Genomic DNA, 21,207 nt, shown 5'->3' with positions numbered 1-21,207 from the left:
GCCGGCCGTCGGTCGTGCGGGGTGGTCGCGGCTCAGCCGGTCTCTACCTGGTCGGTCAGCGGCTCGGCCGGACGACCGGGGGCGGGGGCCCACGCCTCGTCGTCGAGCATCGGGCAGGCCAGCCACTCCTCCGGGACGCCGAAGCCGTCGACCAGCGTGCGGGCGTAGGGCCGCAGCTCGGCGCACAGCGCGTTGACCAGCGGCCGGATCGAGCGGGACTCGGCCGCGGTGAGCCGGCCGGTCTCCAGGTACCAGGCCCGCTCGCGGTCGATCACGGTGAGCACGTGCAGGTCGTAGACCCGCTCGAGCAGCGCGCGCACCGCCGGGTCGCCGACGGTCACGAGCTTGTCCGCGAACGACGCCTCCACCAGCGTGTCCACGTGCGCCCGGGCCGCGGTGAGCAGCAGGTCCTGGGCGGAGTTGAAGACGGCGAACTCGTCGTTGCCCTTGCGCATGGCCGGTGCCAGGTTGCGGATCGCGGCGGCCAGGGTGTCCTCGCGACGGACCGCGAGCAGCTCCCGGCGGCGTGCGCGGTCGGTCAGGTCGATCCCGCGGAACGGGAGCCGCCGGGTCAGCGACGCGGCCCCGGTGTGCTCGGCCAGCACCCCGGCGAGCTGGCGGCCGAGCAGCGGCGCGATCTCGAGCGGGTTGCCCTTCTTGATCGTGCGGCCGTAGTCCGACAGCAGCTCCTTGGCCAGCAGCTGGAGCAGGACCGTGTTGTCGCCCTCGAACGTGGTGAACACGTCGGTGTCCGCCTTGAGGGCGGGCAGCAGGTTCTCCTCCAGGTAGCCCGCGCCGCCGCAGGCCTCCCGGCAGGTCTGGATGGTGTGCGTGGCGTGCCAGGTCGCGATCGCCTTGATCCCGGCGGCGGACTGCTCCAGCGTGCGCTGCTCGCGTGCGCCGACCGGTCCGGCGCCCGGGGCCTGGATGTCGTGCATCCGCTGGACCAGGTCGTCCTGGGTGAAGTGCAGGGCGAACGTGGTCGCCAGCGCGGGCAGCAGCTTCTGCTGGTGGGCGAGGTAGTCGAGGACGGCGATCTCCTCGCCGGTCGCCGGGTTGGCGAACTGGCGACGGCGCTCGCCGAACCGCACGGCCAGGGTGAGCGCCTTCTCGGTCGCCGCGCCGGCGCCGCCCGCCACCGAGATGCGGCCGCGGACCAGCGTGCCGAGCATGGAGAAGAACCGTGCCGTCTCGTTCTCGATCGACGACGAGTACGTCCCGTCCGGGGCGACGTCGGCGAAGCGGTTGAGGAGGTTCTCGCGCGGGATGCGGACGTGGTCGAAGGCCAGCCGTCCGTTGTCGACGCCGTTGAGTCCGGCCTTGCGGCCGTCGTCGCCGATCTGCACGCCGGGCAGGGCCTTGCCGTCGCTGTCGCGCAGCGGCACGAGGAAGGCGTGCACGCCGGGCTTCTCGTCGCCGGTGATCAGCTGGGCGAACACGACCGCCATCCGGCCGTCCCGCGCGGCGTTGCCGATGTACTCCTTGCGGGCCTGCGGGTACGGGGTGTGGACGACGAACTCGCCCGCCTCCCGGTCGTAGGTCGCGGTGGTGTGCAGGTGCTGGACGTCCGAGCCGTGCCCGGTCTCGGTCATCGCGAAGCAGCCGAGCAGCTCGCCGTCGATGATCTTGCGGAGGTACTGCTCGTGGTGCCGCTCGGTGCCGAGCACCTGGACCGCGCCGCCGAACAGGCCCCACTGCACACCGGCCTTCACCAGCAGCGACAGGTCGCCGTAGGCGAGCATCGCGAACGCGGCGACGACCCCGCCGACGTCGCCCTGGCCGCCGACCGACGGGTCGAACCCGGTGTGCGGGCGGCCCGAGGACGTCAGGAACTTCAGCGAGTCGGTGATCCACTCGCGGTACTGCGCCGAGGTCAGGTCGGGGTCCGCGCGCATCTCGGCGTTGGCCGCCAGCTGCTCGCGGGTCTCCTGCCGGGCCCGGGCCCAGCGCCCGTCGACGACGGTGCGGAGCGCCTCGGCGGGGACGGCGTCGGGGCTCGGAAGGGTGCTGCGGGTCATGACTGAACCTCCTGCTGCACGTGCGATGCCAGGCCGGACAGTCCGGACCAGGCCAGGTCGGTGAGATGGGCGGCGATCCGCTCGCGCGGGGTGCCGTCCGGGCGGGCGAGCCAGTCGTCGGCCGCCCCCCGGACGAGGCCGACGATCGCGTGGCCCCAGATGCGGGCCGCGGCCCGCGGGTCGGTGCCGGCCCCCGCCGCGGTGCCGAGGTTGCCGGTGATGACCACCGCCACCTCGTCGCCGATCACGGTCACGAGGTCGTTGACCGGGTCGCTCGCCTCGGTGCGGCCGGTGTCGGCGGTGGGGGCACGCCGGGTGGTGCCCTGGGTGAGCAGCGGTCGCTGTACCACGAACCGGTACAGCTCCGGGTCGATCTCGATCAGCCTGAGGTAGGCGTCGATGCCGGCCGCGACGGCCGCACGCGGCCCGCGCCCGGTGTCGGACAGGGCCTCGGCGGTGGCCCGCCGGACCTCGGCCAGCAGGACGCCGGCCACCGACTCGCAGATCGCGGTGTAGAGGCCGGCCCGGTCGCCGAAGTGCCGGTAGATCACGGTCTTGCTGGTCCCGGCGGACGCGGCGATCTCGTCCATCCCGATGCCGGCGCCGTGCCGGCGGATGGCTCCGATCGCGGACCCGACGAGTGCCACCCGCCGCTGCTCGCGGTGGGCGTCCCATCGGCTGTCGCGTCTGTCTCGTCCGGCCTTCACGAAACCTATAGTACCGTGTACCTTGAGTACCGGCTACCCCGTGGTAACGACGAACCACGAGCTGATGCTCCGCCCGCCCGGAGCCGCGTGCAGCGCGGCGACCCGATCGGGTGGGGCGGGACCCGATCCAGGAGGGACGACCCCCATGCCAGCCAGCACCCGGCGCGCCGCCGTCATCGGCGGCAACCGCATCCCGTTCGCGCGGGCCAACGGTGCCTACGCCTCCGCCTCGAACCTCGACATGCTCACCACGACGCTCGACGGTCTGGTGGCCCGCTTCGGGCTGGCCGGCGAGCGCCTGGGTGAGGTCGTGGCCGGCGCCGTGCTCAAGCACTCCCGCGACTTCAACCTGACCCGCGAGGCGGTCCTCGGTTCCCGGCTGAACCCCGCCACCGCGGCCTACGACGTGCAGCAGGCCTGCGGCACCGGCCTGGAGGCGACGATCGCCGTCGCCAACAAGATCGCGCTCGGCCAGATCGAGTCCGGCGTGGCCGGCGGTGTGGACACCGCGTCCGACGCGCCGATCGCGCTGAACGACGACCTGCGTCGCGTGCTGGTCAAGCTCAACGCCGCGAAGACGGCGGTGGACCGGCTCAAGCTGGTCGGGCAGCTGCGGCCGGGCCAGATCGTCCCGGACATCCCGGAGAACTCCGAGCCGCGCACCGGCCTGTCGATGGGCGAGCACGCGGCGCGCACCGCGCTGGAGTGGGGCATCGGCCGCACCGAGCAGGACGAGCTGACCGCGCGCAGCCACCACAACCTGGCCGCCGCCTACGACCGCGGCTTCTTCGACGACCTCGTCACGCCGTACCTGAAGCTGACCCGCGACAACAACCTGCGCGCGGACTCCTCGGTGGAGAAGCTGGCGAAGCTCAAGCCGGTCTTCGGGAAGGGCCCGGACGCCACGATGACGGCGGGCAACTCGACGCCGCTGACCGACGGCGCCGCGCTGGTCCTGCTCGGGTCCGACGAGTGGGCCGCCGAGCACAAGCTGCCGGTGCTGGCCCACGTCGTCGACGCCGAGACCTCGGCCGTGGACTACGTGCACGGCCCGGACGGGCTGCTCACCGCGCCGGTGTTCGCCGTCCCGCGGATGCTCGAGCGCAACGGCCTGTCCCTGCAGGACTTCGACCTGTACGAGATCCACGAGGCGTTCGCCTCGGTCGTGCTCGTGCAGCGCAAGGCCTGGGAGGACCCGCGCTTCTGCAAGGAGCGCCTGGGCCTCGACGCGCCGCTGGGCGCGATCGACGACGCGAAGCTCAACGTCGCGGGCTCCTCGCTCGCCGCGGGGCACCCGTTCGCCGCGACCGGCGGGCGGATCGTCGCCACCCTGGCCAAGCTCCTGCGGGAGAAGGCCGACACGGAGAAGAAGGACCAGCGCGGCCTGATCTCGATCTGCGCCGCGGGCGGCCAGGGCGTCGTCGCGATCCTGGAGGCGAAGAAGGCATGAGCGACCTGCTCGCGACCCTGTCCAACACCGGCATCGCCAAGCAGCTCGGGCTGCCCACGGTGCCGACCCTGCGCCGGCACCGTCCCGGCGACCCGCTGCTCGCCGGCCCCGTGCTCGTCGCGGCCGTGGGCGAGGGCCGCTTCGCCAAGGCGGTCACCGCGTTCGTCGAGGAGCAGGGTGTCCCCGCGCTCACGGCGGTCGGCGAGGACCGGCTGCACGGCGTCGTCGTCGACCTGTCGGGAGCGCGGACGCTGGCCGACCTCGCCGCCGCCCAGCAGATCCTCACCCCCGCGGTGAAGAGGCTCGGGCCCTCGGGCCGGGTGCTGCTGATCGGCGCCGAGCCCGCCGAGGCGTCCGGGGCCGAGGCGGCCGCCGTCGCCCAGTCGCTCGACGGCCTGGTCCGCTCGATCGGCAAGGAGCTGCGGTTCGGCGCGACGGCGAACCTGCTCGTCGTGACCTCCGACGTGACCCCGGCCGCGATCGACTCGTCGGTCCGGTTCTTCCTGTCGGCCCGCTCCGCCTACGTCGACGGCCAGGTAGCGCACGTCGCCGCCCCGGTCGGGAACCCGCGGGAGCCGGCCGAGGTCGACGACCCGCGCGCCGAGGAGCAGCCGCTCGCCGGGCGCGTCGCGGTGGTCACCGGGGCGGCACGGGGCATCGGCGCGGCCATCGCCGACACCCTGGCCCGCGACGGCGCGACGATCGTCGCCGTCGACATCCCGGCGGCCGGCGAGGGCCTGGCCCGCACCGCGAACCGCACCGGCGGCACCGCGCTGCAGCTGGACATCACCGCGTCGGACGCGGCGGACCGGCTGCTCTCGCATCTCGCCGACCGGCACGACGGCGTCGACATCGTGGTGCACAACGCGGGCATCACCCGCGACAAGCTGCTCGCGAACATGACCGAGGACCGCTGGAACTCGGTCCTCGGGGTCAACCTGGGCGCCCAGCTGACGATCAACGAGGCGCTGCTGGCGAAGGGCTCCCCGCTGCACGAGGCCGGCCGCGTGGTCTGCGTGTCGTCGCAGTCGGGCATCGCGGGCAACCGCGGCCAGACCAACTACGCCGCCTCGAAGGCCGGTGTGATCGGGATGGTCCGCGCGCTCGCCCCGCGCTTCGCCGAGCGCGGCGCGACGATCAACGCCGTCGCACCCGGGTTCATCGAGACCGACATGACCGCGAAGATGCCCGTCGCCACCCGCGAGGGCGGCCGCCGGATCAACTCGCTCAAGCAGGGCGGGCTGCCGGTCGACGTCGCCGAGGCCATCGGCTGGTTCGGCCGCGCCGAGTCCGGCGGGCTCAACGGGCAGGTCGTGCGGGTCTGCGGCCAGTCGATGCTGGGGGCCTGATGACCGTGGCCGAGGACCGGAAGGTCACCGAGCTGCCCGGCCCGCCGTCGCTGGGGCCGTACTACGCCTCCGCGGCCGTCCGGGCGGCGCTGCCCGGCGGCTCCGGCCGGTTGCTGCCCGCGACCGAGCTGGTCCGCCGCGGCGTCACCGTCGAGCAGGGGCACCTCGCCGACTACGCCCGGGTCTGCGGGTTCCGGGTCGGCAACGCCCTGCCGGTGACCTACCCGCACATGCTCACCTTCCCGCTGCAGGTCGTGCTGATGGCCGGCCGGTCGTTCCCGCTGCCGCTGCCCGGGCTGGTGCACATCGCCAACCGGATCACCGTGCACCGGGCGATCGCCCCGACCGGGACGCTCGACGTCCGGGTGTGGGCCGAGCGGTTCACCCGCCACCCCAAGGGTGCGCAGGTGGACCTGATCGGCGAGGTCTCCGCGGACGGGGAGACCGTCTGGGAGGGCCGCAGCACCTACCTGGCCCGCGGGGCGACGGCCCCGGACGGCCCGGCGGGCGGCGACGGCACGGCCGACATCGCCGAGCCGCCGGTGCCCACCGGTCCGGCGAACGCGCTGTGGCGGGTCCCGGGCGACATCGGGCGCCGCTACGCGGCCGTCTCCGGTGACGTGAACCCGATCCACCTGCACCCGCTCACCGCGAAGGCGATGGGCTTCCCGCGGGCGATCGCGCACGGCATGTGGACCGCGGCGCACGCCGCCGCGGCGCTGGAGGGCCGGGTCCCCGACGCCTGCACCTACGACGTCGTCTTCCGCAAGCCGGTGCTGCTCCCGGCGAAGGCCGAGCTCGTGACCGAGCAGGCCGCAGGCGGTGCGTGGGGACTGGCCCTGCGCAGCGCCAAGGACGCGCAAAAGCTCCACCTGGTCGGCCGCATCGGCGGGTAGACCTGACGCATGGACGAGGAACGACCCCGACCGGGTGGGCAGGTCTGCTCACCCGGTCGAGTGATTCTGGATCGGTCCACAGGCCGGTACAGCAACGTTTTCCCGATGACGGACGTCTTCCTCTGTGTCCATCATTCGTCATCCGACATCCGTGAGGAGGCCATGCGATGAACGAGGACATCTCGATCGAGACCGACGAGCAGCACGACGACGAGTCCCACATCGTCCGCGGACTCGACTAGGTCGGGCGGAGGAGCTCGTCCCGGCGCGGTGGAACCCACCGGCGTCCGTGGACCGGCACGGGTTCGCGCAGACCCTCGATCAGGAGCTGCGCCACCCGCCCACCCGGATAGTGTCGGGCCCATGCTGGTCGAGCGCATGCGCCCGTTCACCTCGACGATCTTCACCGAGATCTCCCGCCTCGCGGTCGAGACCGGTGCGATCAACCTCGGCCAGGGCTTCCCGGACACCGACGGTCCGGCCTCCCTGCTTGCCGACGCCGCCGCCAACATCACCGAGCGCGGCCTGAACCAGTACCCGCCCGGCCCGGGCGTACCCGCGCTGCGCGAGGCCGTCGCCGCGCACCAGCACCGCTGGTACGGCCTCGAGGTCGACCCGGCCGACGTCGTCGTCACCACGGGGGCGACCGAGGCGATCGCCGCGACCCTGCTCGGGCTCTGCGGCCCCGGCGACGAGGTCGTCGCCTTCGAGCCCGCCTACGACTCCTACGCCGCCGCCGTCGCGCTGGCCGGCGCCACGCTGCGGACCGTGCCGCTGCTCCCGCCCGACTTCGGCTTCGACGACGACGCGCTGGCCGCCGCGTTCTCCGACCGCACCCGGGTGGTGCTGGTCAACACCCCGCACAACCCGACCGGCGCCGTGCTCACCCGCGACCAGCTGACCCGGGTCGGGGAGCTCGCCGTCGCGCACGACGCCGTCGTCGTCACCGACGAGGTGTACGAGCACATGGTCTTCGACGACGCCCGGCACGTGCCGATGGCGTCGCTGCCCGGACTCGCCGACCGCACCCTCACGATCTCCTCGGCGGGCAAGACGTTCTCGGTGACCGGCTGGAAGGTCGGCTGGGTGCACGGCCCGCCGGAGCTCGTCGCCGCGCCGCGGGCGGTCAAGCAGTTCCTGACCTTCCACGGCGGCGCCCCGCTGCAGCCCGCCGTCGCGCACGCGCTGGCCCTGGGCGACGACTTCTACACCGGCCTCACCGCGGACCTGGCCCGCAAGCGGGACCTACTGTCCGCCGGGCTGCGGGCGGCCGGGTTCGACGTGCTCACCCCGCGCGGGACGTACTTCGTGGTCGCCGACCCGCGCCCCCTCGGGTTCGACGACGGCGTCGACCTGGCCTGGAAGCTGCCCGGGCTGTGCGGGGTCGCCGCCGTCCCGGTGTCGGTGTTCTGCCCGTCGCCCGACGCGGCGCGGGCCTACCGGCCGTTCGTGCGGTTCGCGTTCTGCAAGCGCGACGACGTACTGGAGCAGGCGGCCGGGCGGCTCGCGGGGCTGCGGGCGTGAGCGTCGCCGCGAGCTGGGTGTCGGTCGTCGTCGGCGCCGACCCGCAGCGGGTCTACGCCTTCGCCCGCGACCCGCGGAACCTGCCGCGGTGGGCGGCCGGCGTCGGGGACCGCATCGAGGAGCGCGACGGCCGCTGGGTCGTGCCCGGCGGCCCGCTCGGGGGGATCGAGCTCCGGTTCGCCCCCGAGAACACCTGGGGCGTGCTCGACCACGAGGTGCTGACCGCGACCGGGGAGCGCTTCCACAACCCGATGCGGGTGGTGGAGCACCCCGGCGGCGCCGAGGTCGTGTTCGGCGTCCGGCGCACCCCCGGGGCACCGGACGCCGACCACGCCGCGGACGTCGCCGCCGTCGTCGCGGATCTGGAGCGGCTGCGGGACCTGCTGGAGGTCACCGGCCCGCCCGCACCGCCCGCTTCACACTGACCACCAGCAGCGCGGACAGGCCCGTCCACATCACGATCGACTGCACCGACAGGATCGGCAGCGCCACCACCGGGGCCAGCGTGTAGGCCAGCGTGATCCGCAGGGTCGCCTCCAGCGCCATCACGCACGCGGCGACGCCCGTCGCGCGGCGCAGCGTCCGGCGGAACACCGGGTTGGCGGCCCACTGGCGCTCCATCAGCGCGGGCAGGTCGGGGCGCTGGGCGCTGCCGAAGAAGCGGCACACGTGGAACACCAGCGGGCGGCGCCCGACCACCAGCGACCCGGCGAGCAGCAGTCCGAACGCGATGCTCTGGATCGCGTCGCGGGCGACGGCGAACCGGGCGTCGCCGCTGAGCAGCGACGTCGCCAGCCCGGCCGCGATGGTGACCAGCACGATCACCCCGACCGGGTTGAGCCTGCGGTGCCGCACCGCCTGCACCAGCACGTTCAGCGCGGGCGGCAGCGCGGACCAGGCCAGCGCCGCGACGTCGGACATGCCCTGCCCGGTCAGCACGACGTAGACGAGGTAGGGCAGCGCCGCGTCCACCAGCAGCGAGCCCACGGTCTGCCGCAGCACGGCGCCGCGGCCCGCGGGGGCGGTGGGCGCCGGGGTGGCCGTCGGTGTGGTGGTCGGGGTCATCGGTGCCTCCGGGGTGCGGCGGATCGGACCCGACGACGGTCCCGCGCGCGGACCCCCTCCCGGATCCACCCGGGGACCGACCCCGGGTGGAGATCGGCTCTCCACCCACCGGCCCGGACACGGCGACGCCCCCGTCCCGTCGCTGCGGCGACGGTGGCGGGGGCGGTCGTGTGCCGGTGCGGCGCCCGGTCGGCGCCGGGCGCGGTCAGATCCGGGCGGTCCGCTGCGCGGCACCCGGCCAGAGGCGGGCACCGACGGCGCCACCGATCGCCGCGGCCGCGGCGGTGACACCCATCCCGAGGACCGACCAGCCCGCGGCGTCGCGCGCGAGGCCGACGACGCCCGTGCCGTTCATGCCGGCGAACGCCGAGCCCGCGTAGCCGGCGAGCGCGCCGCCACCCGCGAGGGCGAGCGCGACCAGCAGCATCGTGGTCAGGACCCACATCGCCAGGGCGTTGACCACGCCGTCGCCGGGGCTGTCCCACAGCGTCGACGACCCGGTCGCCATGCCACCGAGGAAGAACGCGAGCAGGCCGATGACCACCGACACCACGGCCGCCGTCGTCGTGCCGGGACCGCCGAAGGCCAGCCAGCCGAAGGCGAAGAACAGCAGCTGCAGGACGATGTTGGTCGCGAACGTGGTCAGCGCGCCGATCCACACCGCGCCCCAGCGGATGCGGTCCAGCCGCGGGCTGCCCGCGACCGGTACCCCGCCCGGGTGGTGCGCGACGCCCGGCCGGTGGTCCACCGTGGTGCGGTCGGTGACGGTGCGGTCGGTGACGGCGTGGTCGCTGTGCCGGTGGTCGGCGTGCCCGGGGTCGGCGTGCCCGGGGGCCACCGCGCCCGCGTGCTCCGCCGGTCCGCCTGCGACGGCGCCGCGGCCGGTGGTGCCATACGTGCTGGTCATCTGGTTGTCCCCTCTGTGTGACAGGCCCCGCCGGAGCCGGTCCGTCCCGATGTGTGACCTACCCGGGGCCAGTACCCGTGAGCTGGGTCTCACAACGTCGCGGCGACGAGAACACGCGAACGGGGAGCCGCCGTAGTGGGTTCGGCCCAGGCGGCCGACCGCGCAGGGTGGGCGGCCATCCCGTCGCGCAGCACGGTGGTGGCGCCCGTTCCCCGTCCCGGCGGGCTGGGGCGCGGGGAGGGTCCGGCATCCGGTCCCGATCTCCGGCGGCCCGGCTCACTCGATCGGCCTAGACTCCGGCCCATGGATGCGCAGCGACCCGCGACGCGGCCGGGCCGCCAGGTCGTCGGGCTGCCGGTACGGGCCCTGCTCGCCCTCGTCGTGGCGTCGGCGAACGTCATCGGCGCGGCCGTGGTGCTGGTCATCGCGGCCTTCGTGCTGCCCCGCGAGCAGCTGCTCGACGCCGTCGAGATCCGGCTGGTCAACCTCGTCGTGCTGGGGATCTACCTGCTCGTCGCGGTCCCGGTCGGGATCTGGTTCGGCCGCCGGAAGCTGACCGTGCGCCGCTCCTCGCGCGACCCGCAGGCCGACGAGCGACGGCTGGTGCTGCGGGCACCCGCCCGGATCACCTCGATGGTCGCGCTGCTGTGGGCGGTGGCCGCGGTCCTGTTCTGCTTCCTGAACCTGCGCTACTCCGGCCGGCTGGGCTTCTCGGTCACCGCCACCGTGCTCATCGGCGGCGTGACCACGTCGTCGCTGTCCTACCTGCTGGTCGAGCGGATGCTGCGCCGCGCCGCGGCCCGGGTGCTGTCCGGACGGCCGCCGAAGCGGCGTCGCCTGGTCACCGGGGTCATGCTGCGCTCGGTCGGGTTCTGGGCGCTCGGCACCGCGGTCCCGATCTCCGGGATCATGCTGGCCGGGCTCGTCGCGCTGGTGTTCGGCGACTCCTCACCCACCCAGCTCGCGGTCACCATGCTCGCGCTGGGCGGCACGGCGATCGGGGTCGGGCTGATCACGACCCTCGGTGCCGCCCGCGCCATCGCCGACCCGGTGCTGGCGGTGCGCCGCGCGCTGGCCCGGGTGCAGGACGGCGACCTCGACGTCCGCCTGCCCGTCTACGACAACACCGAGCTCGGCCAGCTCCAGGCCGGGACGAACAGCATGGTCGAGGGCCTGCGCGAGCGGGAGCGGATCCGCGACCTGTTCGGCCGCCACGTCGGCCGCGACGTCGCCGAGGCCGCCTCGGCACGCGGCGACGGCATCCGGCTCGGCGGCGAGGTGCGCCCGGTCGCCGTGCTGTTCGTCGACCTCGTCGGTTCGACGACGATGGCCGCCCGCCGCCCGCCCGAGGAGGTCGTGGCGGTCCTGAACCGCTTCTTCGGGGTGGTCGTCGAGTGCGTCGAGCAGGCCGGTGGGTGGATCAACAAGTTCGAGGGCGACGCCGCACTCGCGGTCTTCGGTGCCCCGCTCGACCTCGACGACGCCCCCGGCGCCGCGCTGAGCGCCGCCCGCTGCCTGGGCGCCCGCCTGGCCGAGGAGATGCCCGAGGTCGAGGCCGGGATCGGCGTCTCCGCGGGCGACGCCGTGGCCGGCAACATCGGGGACCCGCGCCGCTACGAGTACACCGTGATCGGCGACCCGGTGAACGAGGCCGCCCGGCTCACCGAGCTGGCGAAGTCGGTGCCGGGGATGGTCGTCGCGTCCGCGCGGGCCGTCGACGCCGCCGGTGCGGAGGCCGCGCGGTGGCGGGCCGGGGAGTCGGTGACGCTGCGCGGACGGGACGAGCCGACCGGCGTCTGCGTGCCGGCCGAGCACGCCCAGGACACCGCCCGGGACACAGCCCGGGACACCGCCGCGCCCGTCGGATCCGGGGAAAACAGTCGTACGTGACTGTCGGGGTGTCCTCGGGCAGGATGCCGCCATGGGCAACGGTGCTACCGAGTTCAGTGAGCAGACCGCCGCGGCGATCCAGCGGGTGCGCCGGCACTCGCTCGGGGACCTCCTGCACCGCACGGCCGTCCGGTATCCGGGCAAGACCGCGGTCGTCGACGGCGACACCCGCTGGACGTTCGCCGAGTTCGACGCGGCGGTGAACCGGTGCGCCGCCGCCCTGGCGGAGCAGGGGCTGGCCAAGGGCGACCGGCTCGCGCTGCTCTCGCACAACTGCCGCCAGTTCGCGGTGCTCGTCTACGCCACCGCGCGGCTCGGCGTCGTGCTCGTGCCGATCAACTTCATGCTGAACGCCGAGGAGATCGCGTTCATCCTCGACCACTCCGGGGCGACGGCGTTCGTCGTCGAGGACGCGCTGGCCGCCACCGGGGAGAAGGCGCTCGCGCAGTCGTCGGCGCCGGCGTCGGTCCGGGCCTGGATCGGACTGTCCGGGCAGGCGCCGACCGGCGACTGGGCCGACCTGGACGCCTGGATCGACGGCGACGGCGACCCCGGCGAGCCCGACGTGCACATCGCCGACGACGACCCGCTGCGCCTCATGTACACCTCCGGCACCGAGTCGCGGCCCAAGGGCGTCATGCTGCCGAGCCGGTCGCTGATCACCCAGTACGTGTCGTGCGTCGTCGACGGCGGGATGGAGCACGACGACGTCGAGCTGCACTCGCTGCCGCTCTACCACTGCGCGCAGCTGGACTGCTTCCTGTCCGTCGACGTCTACCTGGGCGCGACCAGCATCATCCTCCCGTCGCCGGATCCGGCCCGGCTGCTGGAGACGATCGAGCGGGAGAAGGTCACCAAGCTCTTCTGCCCGCCGACGGTGTGGATCTCGCTGCTGCGCCACCCGGACTTCGACACCCGGGACCTGTCGAGCCTGCGCAAGGGCTACTACGGCGCGGCGGCGATGCCGGTCGAGGTGCTGCAGGAGCTGTCCCGGCGGCTGCCCGACGTGCGGCTGTGGAACTTCTACGGCCAGACCGAGACCTCGCCGCTGGCGACCCTGCTGGCCCCGCACGAGCAGCTCAGCCACGCCGGGTCGGCCGGGCGGGCGTCGCTGAACGTCGAGACGCGCGTCGTCGACGACGAGGGCAACGAGGTCCCGCCGGGCGAGGTCGGCGAGATCGTGCACCGCAGCCCGCACGTAACGCTGGGGTACTACGAGAACGAGGAGAAGACCGCCGAGGCGTTCGCCGGCGGCTGGTTCCACTCCGGCGACCTGGGTGTGATGACGGCCGACGGGTACCTGTCCGTCGTCGACCGCAAGAAGGACATGATCAAGACGGGTGGGGAGAACGTGGCCTCCCGCGAGGTGGAGGAGGCGCTCTACCTGCTCGACGGCGTCGCCGAGGTCGCCGTGTTCGGCGTCAGCCACCCGCACTGGATCGAGGCCGTCACCGCGGTCGTCGTCCCGAAGGACGGCGTGACGCTGACCCGCGAGCAGGTCGACGCGCACGCGAAGGACAAGCTCGCCGGCTACAAGCGGCCCAAGTACGTCGTGTTCGCCGACGCCCTCCCGAAGAACCCCAGCGGGAAGATCCTCAAGCGGGAGCTGCGCACAGAGCACTCGGAGATCGCCGCCCGGGAGGGCTGAGCCCGCCCCGGCGTCAGCAGCCCGGCCGGACCACGAACTCGGCCTCCACCTCGGCCCGGACGGTGATGTCGTCCGGGGCGAGCAGCGTCCCGAGCCCGCCGTCGGCGGACTCGGCGCCCCAGCTGCCGGGCGCGCTCACGGCCCGGGCGCTCATCGCGACCGCCCGTGTGCCGAGCATCCCGGTGTCGGCGACCGAGCGCGGGGCGACGGTGCCCAGGTCCAGGGCGTCGGCGTAGTCCTGGGCGCGTTCGACGGCCTGGCGCAGCGCGTCCTGCCGGGCCGCGCGCTCGACCTCGCGGCGGTGGTCGCGGGCCAGGTCCCAGGTGATCCCCTGGACCTGCGCACCGGTGAACCGGTCCACACCGGACAGCCACGCGCCGAGCCGTGCGACGTCGTCGAACTCCACCGACACCGACACCGACGCGTGGTGCACCGGCGGCTGCGGGCGCCCCTCGAAGGAGGGCTGCTCGACCCAGCTGCGGGCCTGGTCGACGACGTAGCGCCGGACCGGCCCGGCGTCGGGGTCGTGCAGGCCGCGCACGTCGGCGACGAGCGCCGCGGTGCCGCGCTCGACCTCCGCCCGCACCGGGGCGGCCTCGGGGCCCTGCGCCTCCACGACGACGAGCGCGGTGCCGCGCTCGGCGGGCACCTGCCGCTCGTGCTCGCCTCGCACCCTGATCACGACGTCGCTCATGCCAGCTTCTCCCACAGGAATCCGTAGGCCAGTGCGGCCATCCTCGCGGCCTGCGCGTTGTCCGCGGCGCCGCCGTGCCCGCCCTCGATGTTCTCGTAGTAGGTCACGTCGTGACCGGCGGCCTCCAGCGCGGCGGTGAACTTGCGGGCGTGGCCGGGGTGCACCCGGTCGTCGCGGGTGGAGGTCAGCAGGATCGTCGGCGGGTAGTCGGCCGCGTCGTCGATCAGGTGGTACGGCGAGAACGTCCGGATGAACTCCCAGTCGTCGGTGTCCGGGTCGCCGTACTCGGCCATCCAGGAGGCACCGGCGAGCAGGTGGCTGTAGCGCTTCATGTCCAGCAGCGGCACCTGGATCACCACCGCGCCGAACAGCTCCGGGTAGCGGACCAGCATGTTCCCGGCCATCAGGCCGCCGTTGCTGCCGCCCTGCACGGCGAGGTGTGCCCGCGAGGTGACGCCGCGGTCGATGAGGTCCCGGGCGACGGCGGCCATGTCCTCGTAGGCCCGCGGCCGCTTCTCGCGCAGCGCCGCCCGGTGCCAGCGCGGCCCGTACTCGCCGCCGCCGCGCAGGTTCGCGACCGCGTACACGCCGCCGCGCTCCAGCCAGGACCGGCCGGTGCCACCGGAGTAGCCGGGCGTCATGGGGATCTCGAAGCCGCCGTAGCCGTAGAGCAGGGTGGGGGCGGTGCCGTCGAAGGGCAGGTCCTTCGCCCGGACCAGGAAGTACGGGACCCGGGTGCCGTCGTCGCTGGTCACGAAGTGCTGCTCGATGACGTGGCGGGACGCGTCGAAGAACGCGGGCGCGCTGCGCAGCGGACGGGGCTGTTCGCCGACCGTCGCGATCGACAGCGTCGACGGGGTCAGGTAGTCGGTGACGATCAGCCAGACGTCGTCGCTCTCGTCGGCGTCGACCGCGGCGACGGTGACGCTGCCGAACTCCGGCGCCCCGGTGAACGGCGTGCGGGTCCAGCCCTGCTCGCCCGGGGTGAGCACGACGAGCCGGTCGACGACGTGCTCCAGCACGTCGAGCACGAGGTGGTGGCGGGTCCAGGTGTACCCGGCGAGCGAGGAGGAGTCGGTGGGCTCGAACAGCACCTCCCAGGTGGGGGCGCCGGCCAGGACGTCGTCGAAGCGGGCGGCGAGCAGCGAGCCCGCGGTGAACGAGCCCCAGTCCTCGCGCAGCTCGACGGTGCACCACTCGCGGTGCACGTCGGCCATCGCGGAGTCCGGGACGTCGATCTTGGTGAGGGTCCCGTCCGCGCCGATCAGGTGGAGCTCGTCGGCGTAGAAGGCCAGCGCCCGGCGCAGGAAGTCCCGCTCGAAGCCGGGGGTGTGGTCGCGGAACGCCGAGATGCTGAGATCGGTCTCCTCGCCGGCGTAGACCAGCTCGGCGGACTCCAGGGCCTCGCCGCGGCGCAGCCGGCGCACCGTGCGCGGGTAGCCCGAGGTCGTCATGGTGCCCGGACCGAGGTCGGTGGACAGGTAGACGGTGTCGCGGTCGATCCAGCTCATCCCGCCCTTCGCCTCGGGCCGGGAGAACCCGTCGTCGACGAAGCTGCGGGTCGGGAGGTCGAACTCGCGTGTGACGTCGGCGTCGGCGCCGCCGCGGGACAGGTCGACCAGCGCGCGGTCGAGGTCCGGGCGCAGGAACCGGGCGCCGTGCCAGACCCAGTTCTCGCCCTCGGCCGCGTTGAGCGCGTCGACGTCGAGCAGCACCTCCCACTCGGTGTCGGCGCTCCGGTAGGACTCCGGGGTGGTGCGCCGCCACAGGCCGCGCGGGTGCTGCTCGTCGGTCCAGAAGTTGTAGTAGTGCCCGCCGCGGGCGGTGACGAACGGGATCCGGTCGCGGGAGTCGAGGACCTCGCGGATCCCCGACTCCAGCTCGGCGAACAGCGGGGTGCCGGTCAGCCGCGCCTCGGTGCGGGCGTTGCGCTGCGACACCCATTCCAGGGCCTCGGTGCCGGTGACGTCCTCGAGCCAGGCGTGCGGGTCGTTCGTCATGACCCGATCATCGCTCACACGAACGGTGCGACGGTGATCCCGGCCCGGGCGAGCTCGTCACGGACCCGTCGGGCGGTCGCGACGGCGCCGGGGGAGTCGCCGTGCAGGCAGGCGGACTCGGCACGGACCGCGACGTCGCTGCCGTCGACCGCGCGCACCGTCCCCGTCCCGACCACGCGGACGAGCCGTTCAGCCGCCTCCGCGGGGTCGTCGAGCAGCGCACCCGGTTCGCCGCGCGGCACGAGCCCGCCCTCACCGGTGTAGCCGCGGTCGACGAAGAACTCGCCCACCGCGCGCAGCCCGGCCCGCTCGGCCTCCGCGAGCAGCTCGGACCCGGGCAGCCCGAGCACCGGCAGCGACGGGTCGTAGGCCCGCACCGCCCGGACCACCGCGCGGGCCTGCGCGGTGTGCGTCCGCGTGGCGTTGTAGAGCGCGCCGTGCGGCTTCACGTAGCGGACCCGGGTGCCCGCGGCCCGGCACAGGGCCTCGAGGCCGCCGATCTGGTAGAGCACGTCGTCGGTCAGCGCGCCGGGCTCGATGTCGAGGAACCGGCGCCCGAACCCGCGCAGGTCCGGGTACGACACCTGCGCCCCGACGACGACCCCCGCCCCGGCCGCCCCCGTGGTCGTGACCCGCAGCGTCGAGGGGTCCCCGGCGTGGAACCCGCACGCGACGTTCGCCGAGGTGACGAGCCCGAGCATCGCCTCGTCGTCGCCGAGGGTCCACCGGCCCCAGGACTCACCGAGGTCGGCGTTCAGGTCGATCGTGCTCACGGGCGTGTCCTCGGTGTCTGTGTCGGTCTCACGGTGTCGGTGTCGGTGTCGGTCCGGGGTCCAGTGTGACCGGTACCGGCTCGCCCGGAGGTCGGAGCTCCTGGGCCCGGCGGCCCGGTATCGGGCCACCTCGCCCGGGCCGGGGCACGGCAGGGTGCTGGTTCTCCGAATTTCGCTTACCCGGTAAGCGAATTCGGAGAAGAGGGGGTGGCCGGGCACCCGGTCCCTGCAAGGCGTGGAGGCGCGTCGCCCGGCCAGCACCCCTGTTCCACGAGAGACAGTTCGTCCCGTGAACGGTTCTGCGGGCGTCGGACCTCCCCGGAACCGAGGGGGCCGGGGCGAGGCACCGACGGGGATCGATCGGCCCTGCCCCGGCGCGAGGGTGCCGAGCAGCCCTGCCCCGGGCGATCCTGCCCCCGGTCAGCCCTCCCGCAGCGCGCCCGCCCGCACCAGGACGGCGGCCCGGTGCCCCACGCGGACCCGGTCGAGGGGCCGGACCCCGCCCGGCAGCGGCACCGTCCGCCCGCGCCCGACGGCCACGACCACGGCGTCCGGGCGGAGCACGGTCGCGACCGCGCGCAGGAACTCGACCCCGGGGTCCTGGTCCTGGTCGGCGGCGGCGGCGGCGCGGGCGGGCCCGGCGTCGGGGGCCGGGGCGTCGGCCGCGCCGGGCCGGGTGGGGGAGGCGGCCCAGGTCGTCCGGTGCCCGTGCGGCAGGTCGGCCAGGACCAGGTCCGGGCCGGTCCCGTGCGGACCCGTCCCGGCCAGCGCGCTGCGGACGGCGGCGGTGTCCCGGGCGTCGGCGGGGGCGACGGACCAGGCCGGGGTGCTCGCCGGGACCAGGGTCCGGGCGGCGGTCGCGGCGTCGGCGTAGGACGGCTTGTCGTGCCGGGCCGCGAGGGCGTCGAGGTCCGCGGCGCGGGCGGTGAGGCCGCCGGGGTCGAGCAGGGCGAGGTTGCGCCGGGCCAGGTCGAGCGGCTCGGGGTCGGCGTCGGTGCCCACCAGCCGCGCGAGGCCGGGCACGAGCAGGCCCAGCACGGTGAGGGTCACCCCGGCGCCGCAGCACGGGTCCCACACGGTGAGCGGGGCGTCGGCGGGCAGGTGGGCGCGGGCGCGGCCGACGAGCTCGACGGTCAGGCGTACCGGGAGGGTCGGGCGGCCCGGCGCCGACGCCAGCACCGCGTCGAGCGCCGCGTGGTTCGCGGCCGGGGCGTGGCGGTACTGCACCCGGGCAGTCCAGCAGCCCGCGACCGCACCGGTCCCGGCGGGTGGCCGGTCAGCGGGTGCGGCGGTGCAGCCAGAACGCCACGCCGCCGACCAGCAGCGCGACGACCACCAGCGCGCCGACGATCTGCGGGCCCGCGGTCCCGGCCAGGTAGCTGAGCGGGAGCCCGGCCAGCGCGATGATCAGCACCCAGGCGACCACCCGGCGGGTCGCAGGGCCCTCCGGGCCGGGTGTGTTCCGATCGTGCTCCATGTCCGGAACGTACCGGTCGGCCCGGTGCCGGGGCTCAGCCGGTGTTCTTCATCCCGGCCGCGATCCCGTTGATCGTCAGCAGCAGGGCGCGCTCCAGGTCGGGATCCGGGTCGTCGCCCGCGGCCCGGCGCTGGGCGAGCAGCTCGACCTGCAGATGGTGCAGCGGCTCGAGGTAGGTGTCGCGCACCGACAGCGTGCCCCGCAGCACCGGGTGCCGGGCGAGCAGCTGGTCCTCCCCGGTCACCGCGAGCAGCTCGCGGCGGGTCAGCTCGTGCTCGGCCCGGATCTGCGCGAACAGTCCCTGCTGCTCCGGCTCCACCAGGGTCGCGACGTAGTTCGACGCGATCCGCAGGTCGGTCTTCGCCAGCGTCATCTCGACGTTGCCGATCAGGTTCCGGAAGAACGCCCACTCCCGCATCTCGGCCAGCTCGTCGGCGTAGCCGGCCTCGCGGGCGGCCTTCAGACCCGAGCCCAGGCCGTACCAGCCGGGCACGACCATCCGGGTCTGCGTCCAGCCGAACACCCACGGGATCGCCCGCAGGTCGTCGAGCGTCGGCTCGCCCTGCCCCGGTCGCTTCGACGGCCTCGACCCGACGTTGAGCCGCCCCAGCTCCTCCACCGGCGTCGCCGCGGTGAAGAACAGCGGCAGACCCGGGTCGTCCACGAGCGTCCGGTAGGTCGCGGTGGCCGCCTCGGACACGCAGTCCATGACCTCGTCCCAGCGCTTCAGGGTCTCGGCCGGCCAGCGCGACGCCTGGTGCAGCAGCGACGCGTCCAGCATCGACGCCAGCAGGATCTCCAGGTTGTCGTGCGCCAGGCTGGGCAGCGAGTACTTGTCGGAGATGACCTCGCCCTGCTCGGTGAGCTTCATCGTGGCGTCGACCGACCCGAACGGCGCCGACGCGATGGCCTCACCGGCCGGGCCGCCGCCGCGCCCGACCGACCCGCCGCGGCCGTGGAACAGCCGCAGCCGCACCCCGTGCTCGGCGGCCACGTCGCGCAGCTGGCGCTGCGCCCGGTGGATCTGCCACTGCGACGCGGTGATCCCCGCGCCCTTGTTGGAGTCGGAGTACCCCAGCATGATCTCCTGCAGGTCACCGCGGTTGCGGACCTGCTGCCGGTACCCCGGGTCCGACAGCAGCCCCTCCAGCAGCTCCCCGGCCCGCGACAGCTCCTCCACCGTCTCGAACAGCGGCACGAGGTCGATCGAGGAGCGCGGGTCGTCGCCGATCTCGACCATGTACGCCTCGCGGGCCAGCACGGCGACGGCGAGCAGGTCGTCGACGTCGCGGGCCATCGAGACGATGTAGGTCCGCACGACCTCGTCGCCGAACTCGTGCTGCAGCGCGTGCACCGTGTCGAACAGGTCCAGCACCGGCGCGGCGGCCTCGGGCACGCCGTAGTGGCGGCGGAACAGCGGCCGCTTGCTGCGCAGCTCCGCCGAGAGCAGCTCGCGGCGCTCGTCGCGGGTCAGCTCGGCGTAGGGCTTCTCCAGCTCACCGAGCCCGTCGAACACCGCGCCGAGCGCGTCGTGGTGCTTCTGCGAGTGCTCGCGCACGTCCATCTCGACCAGGTGCAGGCCCAGCGCGCGGGCCGAGCGGATCGCCCGGACCAGGGCGCCGCCGGCGATCCGGGCGCCGTGGTGGCCGCGCAGCGACCGGTCGACGACCAGCAGGTCCTCCAGGTAGCCGGCCGACCCCAGGTAGTCGACGCCCGGCTCGTGCGCGGCGCCGGCCGCGATCCGCCGGCGGGTGTTCTCCAGCCGGGCCGCGACGTAGGACAGCTTGAGCCGGTACGGCTCGTGCGCGTTGAGCCGGATGTAGCGGTCGTGCACCGCGGGCAGCGCGCGGCGGTCCCGGGCCAGCGAGCCGCGCAGCTCCTCCGACACCCCCATCACCCGCGTCGACACCGACAGCTCGAAGACCAGCTTCTCCACCAGCGCGGTGTGGATCCGGATCGCCCGGTCGGCGTTGAGCTCCAGCACCTCGCGGGTCACCGCGGGGGTGACGTTGGGGTTGCCGTCGCGGTCGCCGCCGACCCACGACCCCAGCACGAGCGGACGCGCGTCGTCGGGGATCTCCAGCCCGGCCTCGGCGGCCTCCCGGGCGAACTCGCCCAGCAGGTCCGGGACGGTCCGCTCACCGAGCCGGGCCGCGAACCAGGCGACGTTGCGGGCCTCGTCGATCACCATCGGCTTGCCGGGGCGGATGTCGTCGGTCTGCCACAGCAGGTCGACCAGCGCGGCGAGCTCCTCGTCGGGCGCCCGGTCGTCGAGGGCGTCGACGACCCGGCGCAGGATGCCCAGCACCGACTGCCGGGTCGACTCGGTCGGGTGCGCGGTGAACACCGGGCGCAGCTCGGCCCGGGCCAGCACGTCGGCGACCTCGTCCGGGTCGGCCTCGGTGGCCAGGCGGCGCAGCACCGTCCGCAGCGGTCGCGCGTCGGCCGGGCGCAGCTCGCGCAGCTCACGGGACCGGTGCAGCTGCTCGGCGACGTTGGCCAGCTGGAAGTACTGGGAGAACGCCCGCGCCAGCAGCACCGCGGTGCCGGTGTCGATCCCGTCGAGCAGGGCCGCGACGACGTCCGGCCCGGCCTCGCCGCGCGCGGAGTCCCGGGCCGCCCGGCGCACCTGCTCGACCAGCTCCAGGACCTCGGGACCGGACTCGTCGGACAGCGTCCGCCCGAGCATCGTCGACAACCGCCGGATGTCGGCGCGCAGCGCCTTCTGCTCGCTCTCGCTGACGACGCCCGAGTGCGCGGTCAGCGAGTCGGGGGCGAGTGCGGTGGTCTCCGAGGGGCTCACGCAGGC

General features: G+C 74.3%; 17 protein-coding genes. 7 read left to right on the top strand and 10 right to left on the bottom strand.

Going from position 1 to position 21,207, the window contains the following annotated elements; all coding sequences use genetic code 11:
• Window positions 1-32: 32 nt before the first annotated feature.
• A complete protein-coding gene (locus DMP17_RS24945) occupies window positions 33-2,018 on the bottom strand; it encodes an acyl-CoA dehydrogenase family protein (protein WP_226354197.1) in 1,986 nt (661 codons plus the stop codon).
• On the bottom strand, window positions 2,015-2,725 hold the full coding sequence (locus DMP17_RS24940; protein WP_337830753.1) for a TetR family transcriptional regulator: 711 nt from the start codon (window positions 2,723-2,725) through the stop codon (window positions 2,015-2,017). Before DMP17_RS24940 ends, DMP17_RS24945 begins: the two co-directional genes overlap by 4 nt.
• Window positions 2,726-2,870: 145 nt before the next feature.
• On the opposite strand from DMP17_RS24940, the gene DMP17_RS24935 reads away from it, so the two are divergent.
• The 5 genes from DMP17_RS24935 to DMP17_RS24915 all read left to right on the top strand — a co-directional run bounded on the left by DMP17_RS24935 (window position 2,871) and on the right by DMP17_RS24915 (window position 8,369).
• Window positions 2,871-4,175, top strand: a complete 1,305-nt coding sequence (locus tag DMP17_RS24935) for an acetyl-CoA C-acetyltransferase (protein WP_226354195.1) — start codon at window positions 2,871-2,873, stop codon at window positions 4,173-4,175.
• On the top strand, window positions 4,172-5,524 hold the full coding sequence (locus DMP17_RS24930) for a 3-oxoacyl-ACP reductase (protein ID WP_226354194.1): 1,353 nt from the start codon (window positions 4,172-4,174) through the stop codon (window positions 5,522-5,524). The genes DMP17_RS24935 and DMP17_RS24930 overlap by 4 nt, the downstream gene beginning before the upstream one ends.
• The gene (locus tag DMP17_RS24925; protein ID WP_337830752.1) at window positions 5,524-6,420 is read left to right on the top strand and encodes a MaoC family dehydratase; all 897 of its coding nucleotides are present in this window, start codon (window positions 5,524-5,526) and stop codon (window positions 6,418-6,420) included. The genes DMP17_RS24930 and DMP17_RS24925 overlap by 1 nt, the downstream gene beginning before the upstream one ends.
• 363 nt (window positions 6,421-6,783) lie before the next feature.
• On the top strand, window positions 6,784-7,944 hold the full coding sequence (locus DMP17_RS24920) for a pyridoxal phosphate-dependent aminotransferase (protein WP_226354192.1): 1,161 nt from the start codon (window positions 6,784-6,786) through the stop codon (window positions 7,942-7,944).
• Window positions 7,941-8,369 carry an SRPBCC family protein gene (locus tag DMP17_RS24915; RefSeq protein ID WP_226354191.1) on the top strand — a complete coding sequence of 143 codons (429 nt, stop codon included), beginning with the start codon at window positions 7,941-7,943 and terminating at the stop codon, window positions 8,367-8,369. Before DMP17_RS24920 ends, DMP17_RS24915 begins: the two co-directional genes overlap by 4 nt.
• On the opposite strand, the gene DMP17_RS24910 is transcribed toward DMP17_RS24915, so the two are convergent.
• The gene (locus DMP17_RS24910) at window positions 8,335-9,009 is read right to left on the bottom strand and encodes a VC0807 family protein (protein WP_226354190.1); all 675 of its coding nucleotides are present in this window, start codon (window positions 9,007-9,009) and stop codon (window positions 8,335-8,337) included. The genes DMP17_RS24915 and DMP17_RS24910 overlap by 35 nt on opposite strands.
• Window positions 9,010-9,214: 205 nt before the next feature.
• The gene (locus DMP17_RS24905; protein ID WP_226367888.1) at window positions 9,215-9,916 is read right to left on the bottom strand and encodes a hypothetical protein; all 702 of its coding nucleotides are present in this window, start codon (window positions 9,914-9,916) and stop codon (window positions 9,215-9,217) included.
• Between the two features lie 303 nt (window positions 9,917-10,219).
• Between DMP17_RS24905 and DMP17_RS24900 the strand changes: the two genes are divergently transcribed.
• Together DMP17_RS24900 and DMP17_RS24895 are read left to right on the top strand one after the other, a co-directional pair.
• Window positions 10,220-11,806: an adenylate/guanylate cyclase domain-containing protein gene (locus tag DMP17_RS24900; RefSeq protein ID WP_226354188.1), complete on the top strand. Its 1,587-nt coding sequence runs from the start codon at window positions 10,220-10,222 to the stop codon at window positions 11,804-11,806.
• Between the two features lie 31 nt (window positions 11,807-11,837).
• Window positions 11,838-13,454, top strand: coding sequence for an acyl-CoA synthetase (locus tag DMP17_RS24895; protein ID WP_226354187.1), 1,617 nt, complete (start codon window positions 11,838-11,840; stop codon window positions 13,452-13,454).
• A gap of 13 nt (window positions 13,455-13,467) precedes the next feature.
• On the opposite strand, the gene DMP17_RS24890 is transcribed toward DMP17_RS24895, so the two are convergent.
• The 6 genes from DMP17_RS24890 to ppc form a co-directional block, all read right to left on the bottom strand.
• Window positions 13,468-14,148, bottom strand: a complete 681-nt coding sequence (locus DMP17_RS24890; RefSeq protein ID WP_226354186.1) for an SIMPL domain-containing protein — start codon at window positions 14,146-14,148, stop codon at window positions 13,468-13,470.
• On the bottom strand, window positions 14,145-16,148 hold the full coding sequence (locus DMP17_RS24885; protein WP_226354185.1) for a prolyl oligopeptidase family serine peptidase: 2,004 nt from the start codon (window positions 16,146-16,148) through the stop codon (window positions 14,145-14,147). The genes DMP17_RS24890 and DMP17_RS24885 overlap by 4 nt, the downstream gene beginning before the upstream one ends.
• Window positions 16,149-16,162: 14 nt before the next feature.
• Window positions 16,163-16,921, bottom strand: coding sequence for a LamB/YcsF family protein (locus DMP17_RS24880; RefSeq protein WP_337830751.1), 759 nt, complete (start codon window positions 16,919-16,921; stop codon window positions 16,163-16,165).
• A gap of 420 nt (window positions 16,922-17,341) precedes the next feature.
• On the bottom strand, window positions 17,342-18,148 hold the full coding sequence (locus DMP17_RS24875; protein ID WP_337830750.1) for an rRNA methyltransferase: 807 nt from the start codon (window positions 18,146-18,148) through the stop codon (window positions 17,342-17,344).
• 49 nt (window positions 18,149-18,197) lie between these two features.
• Window positions 18,198-18,398 carry a hypothetical protein gene (locus tag DMP17_RS24870; protein ID WP_062398523.1) on the bottom strand — a complete coding sequence of 67 codons (201 nt, stop codon included), beginning with the start codon at window positions 18,396-18,398 and terminating at the stop codon, window positions 18,198-18,200.
• A 34-nt stretch (window positions 18,399-18,432) separates the two neighbouring features.
• On the bottom strand, window positions 18,433-21,201 hold the full coding sequence (gene ppc / locus DMP17_RS24865) for a phosphoenolpyruvate carboxylase (protein ID WP_337830749.1): 2,769 nt from the start codon (window positions 21,199-21,201) through the stop codon (window positions 18,433-18,435).
• Window positions 21,202-21,207: the final 6 nt, after the last annotated feature.

The sequence above is a fragment of the Pseudonocardia sp. TMWB2A genome (assembly GCF_017312135.1).
This window is presented reverse-complemented; position numbering and strand designations above follow the sequence as displayed.

What these genes read in the sequence shown, in the direction of transcription:
- DMP17_RS24890 (WP_226354186.1), bottom strand. Translation starts at nt 14,148, where the DNA reads ATGAGCGACGTCGTGATCAGGGTGCGAGGCGAGCACGAGCGGCAGGTG.
- DMP17_RS24930 (WP_226354194.1), top strand. Translation starts at nt 4,172, where the DNA reads ATGAGCGACCTGCTCGCGACCCTGTCCAACACCGGCATCGCCAAGCAG.
- DMP17_RS24910 (WP_226354190.1), bottom strand. Translation starts at nt 9,009, where the DNA reads ATGACCCCGACCACCACACCGACGGCCACCCCGGCGCCCACCGCCCCC.
- DMP17_RS24895 (WP_226354187.1), top strand. Translation starts at nt 11,838, where the DNA reads ATGGGCAACGGTGCTACCGAGTTCAGTGAGCAGACCGCCGCGGCGATC.
- DMP17_RS24885 (WP_226354185.1), bottom strand. Translation starts at nt 16,148, where the DNA reads ATGACGAACGACCCGCACGCCTGGCTCGAGGACGTCACCGGCACCGAG.
- DMP17_RS24900 (WP_226354188.1), top strand. Translation starts at nt 10,220, where the DNA reads ATGGATGCGCAGCGACCCGCGACGCGGCCGGGCCGCCAGGTCGTCGGG.
- DMP17_RS24920 (WP_226354192.1), top strand. Translation starts at nt 6,784, where the DNA reads ATGCTGGTCGAGCGCATGCGCCCGTTCACCTCGACGATCTTCACCGAG.
- DMP17_RS24905 (WP_226367888.1), bottom strand. Translation starts at nt 9,916, where the DNA reads ATGACCAGCACGTATGGCACCACCGGCCGCGGCGCCGTCGCAGGCGGA.
- DMP17_RS24935 (WP_226354195.1), top strand. Translation starts at nt 2,871, where the DNA reads ATGCCAGCCAGCACCCGGCGCGCCGCCGTCATCGGCGGCAACCGCATC.
- DMP17_RS24870 (WP_062398523.1), bottom strand. Translation starts at nt 18,398, where the DNA reads ATGGAGCACGATCGGAACACACCCGGCCCGGAGGGCCCTGCGACCCGC.
- DMP17_RS24945 (WP_226354197.1), bottom strand. Translation starts at nt 2,018, where the DNA reads ATGACCCGCAGCACCCTTCCGAGCCCCGACGCCGTCCCCGCCGAGGCG.
- DMP17_RS24925 (WP_337830752.1), top strand. Translation starts at nt 5,524, where the DNA reads ATGACCGTGGCCGAGGACCGGAAGGTCACCGAGCTGCCCGGCCCGCCG.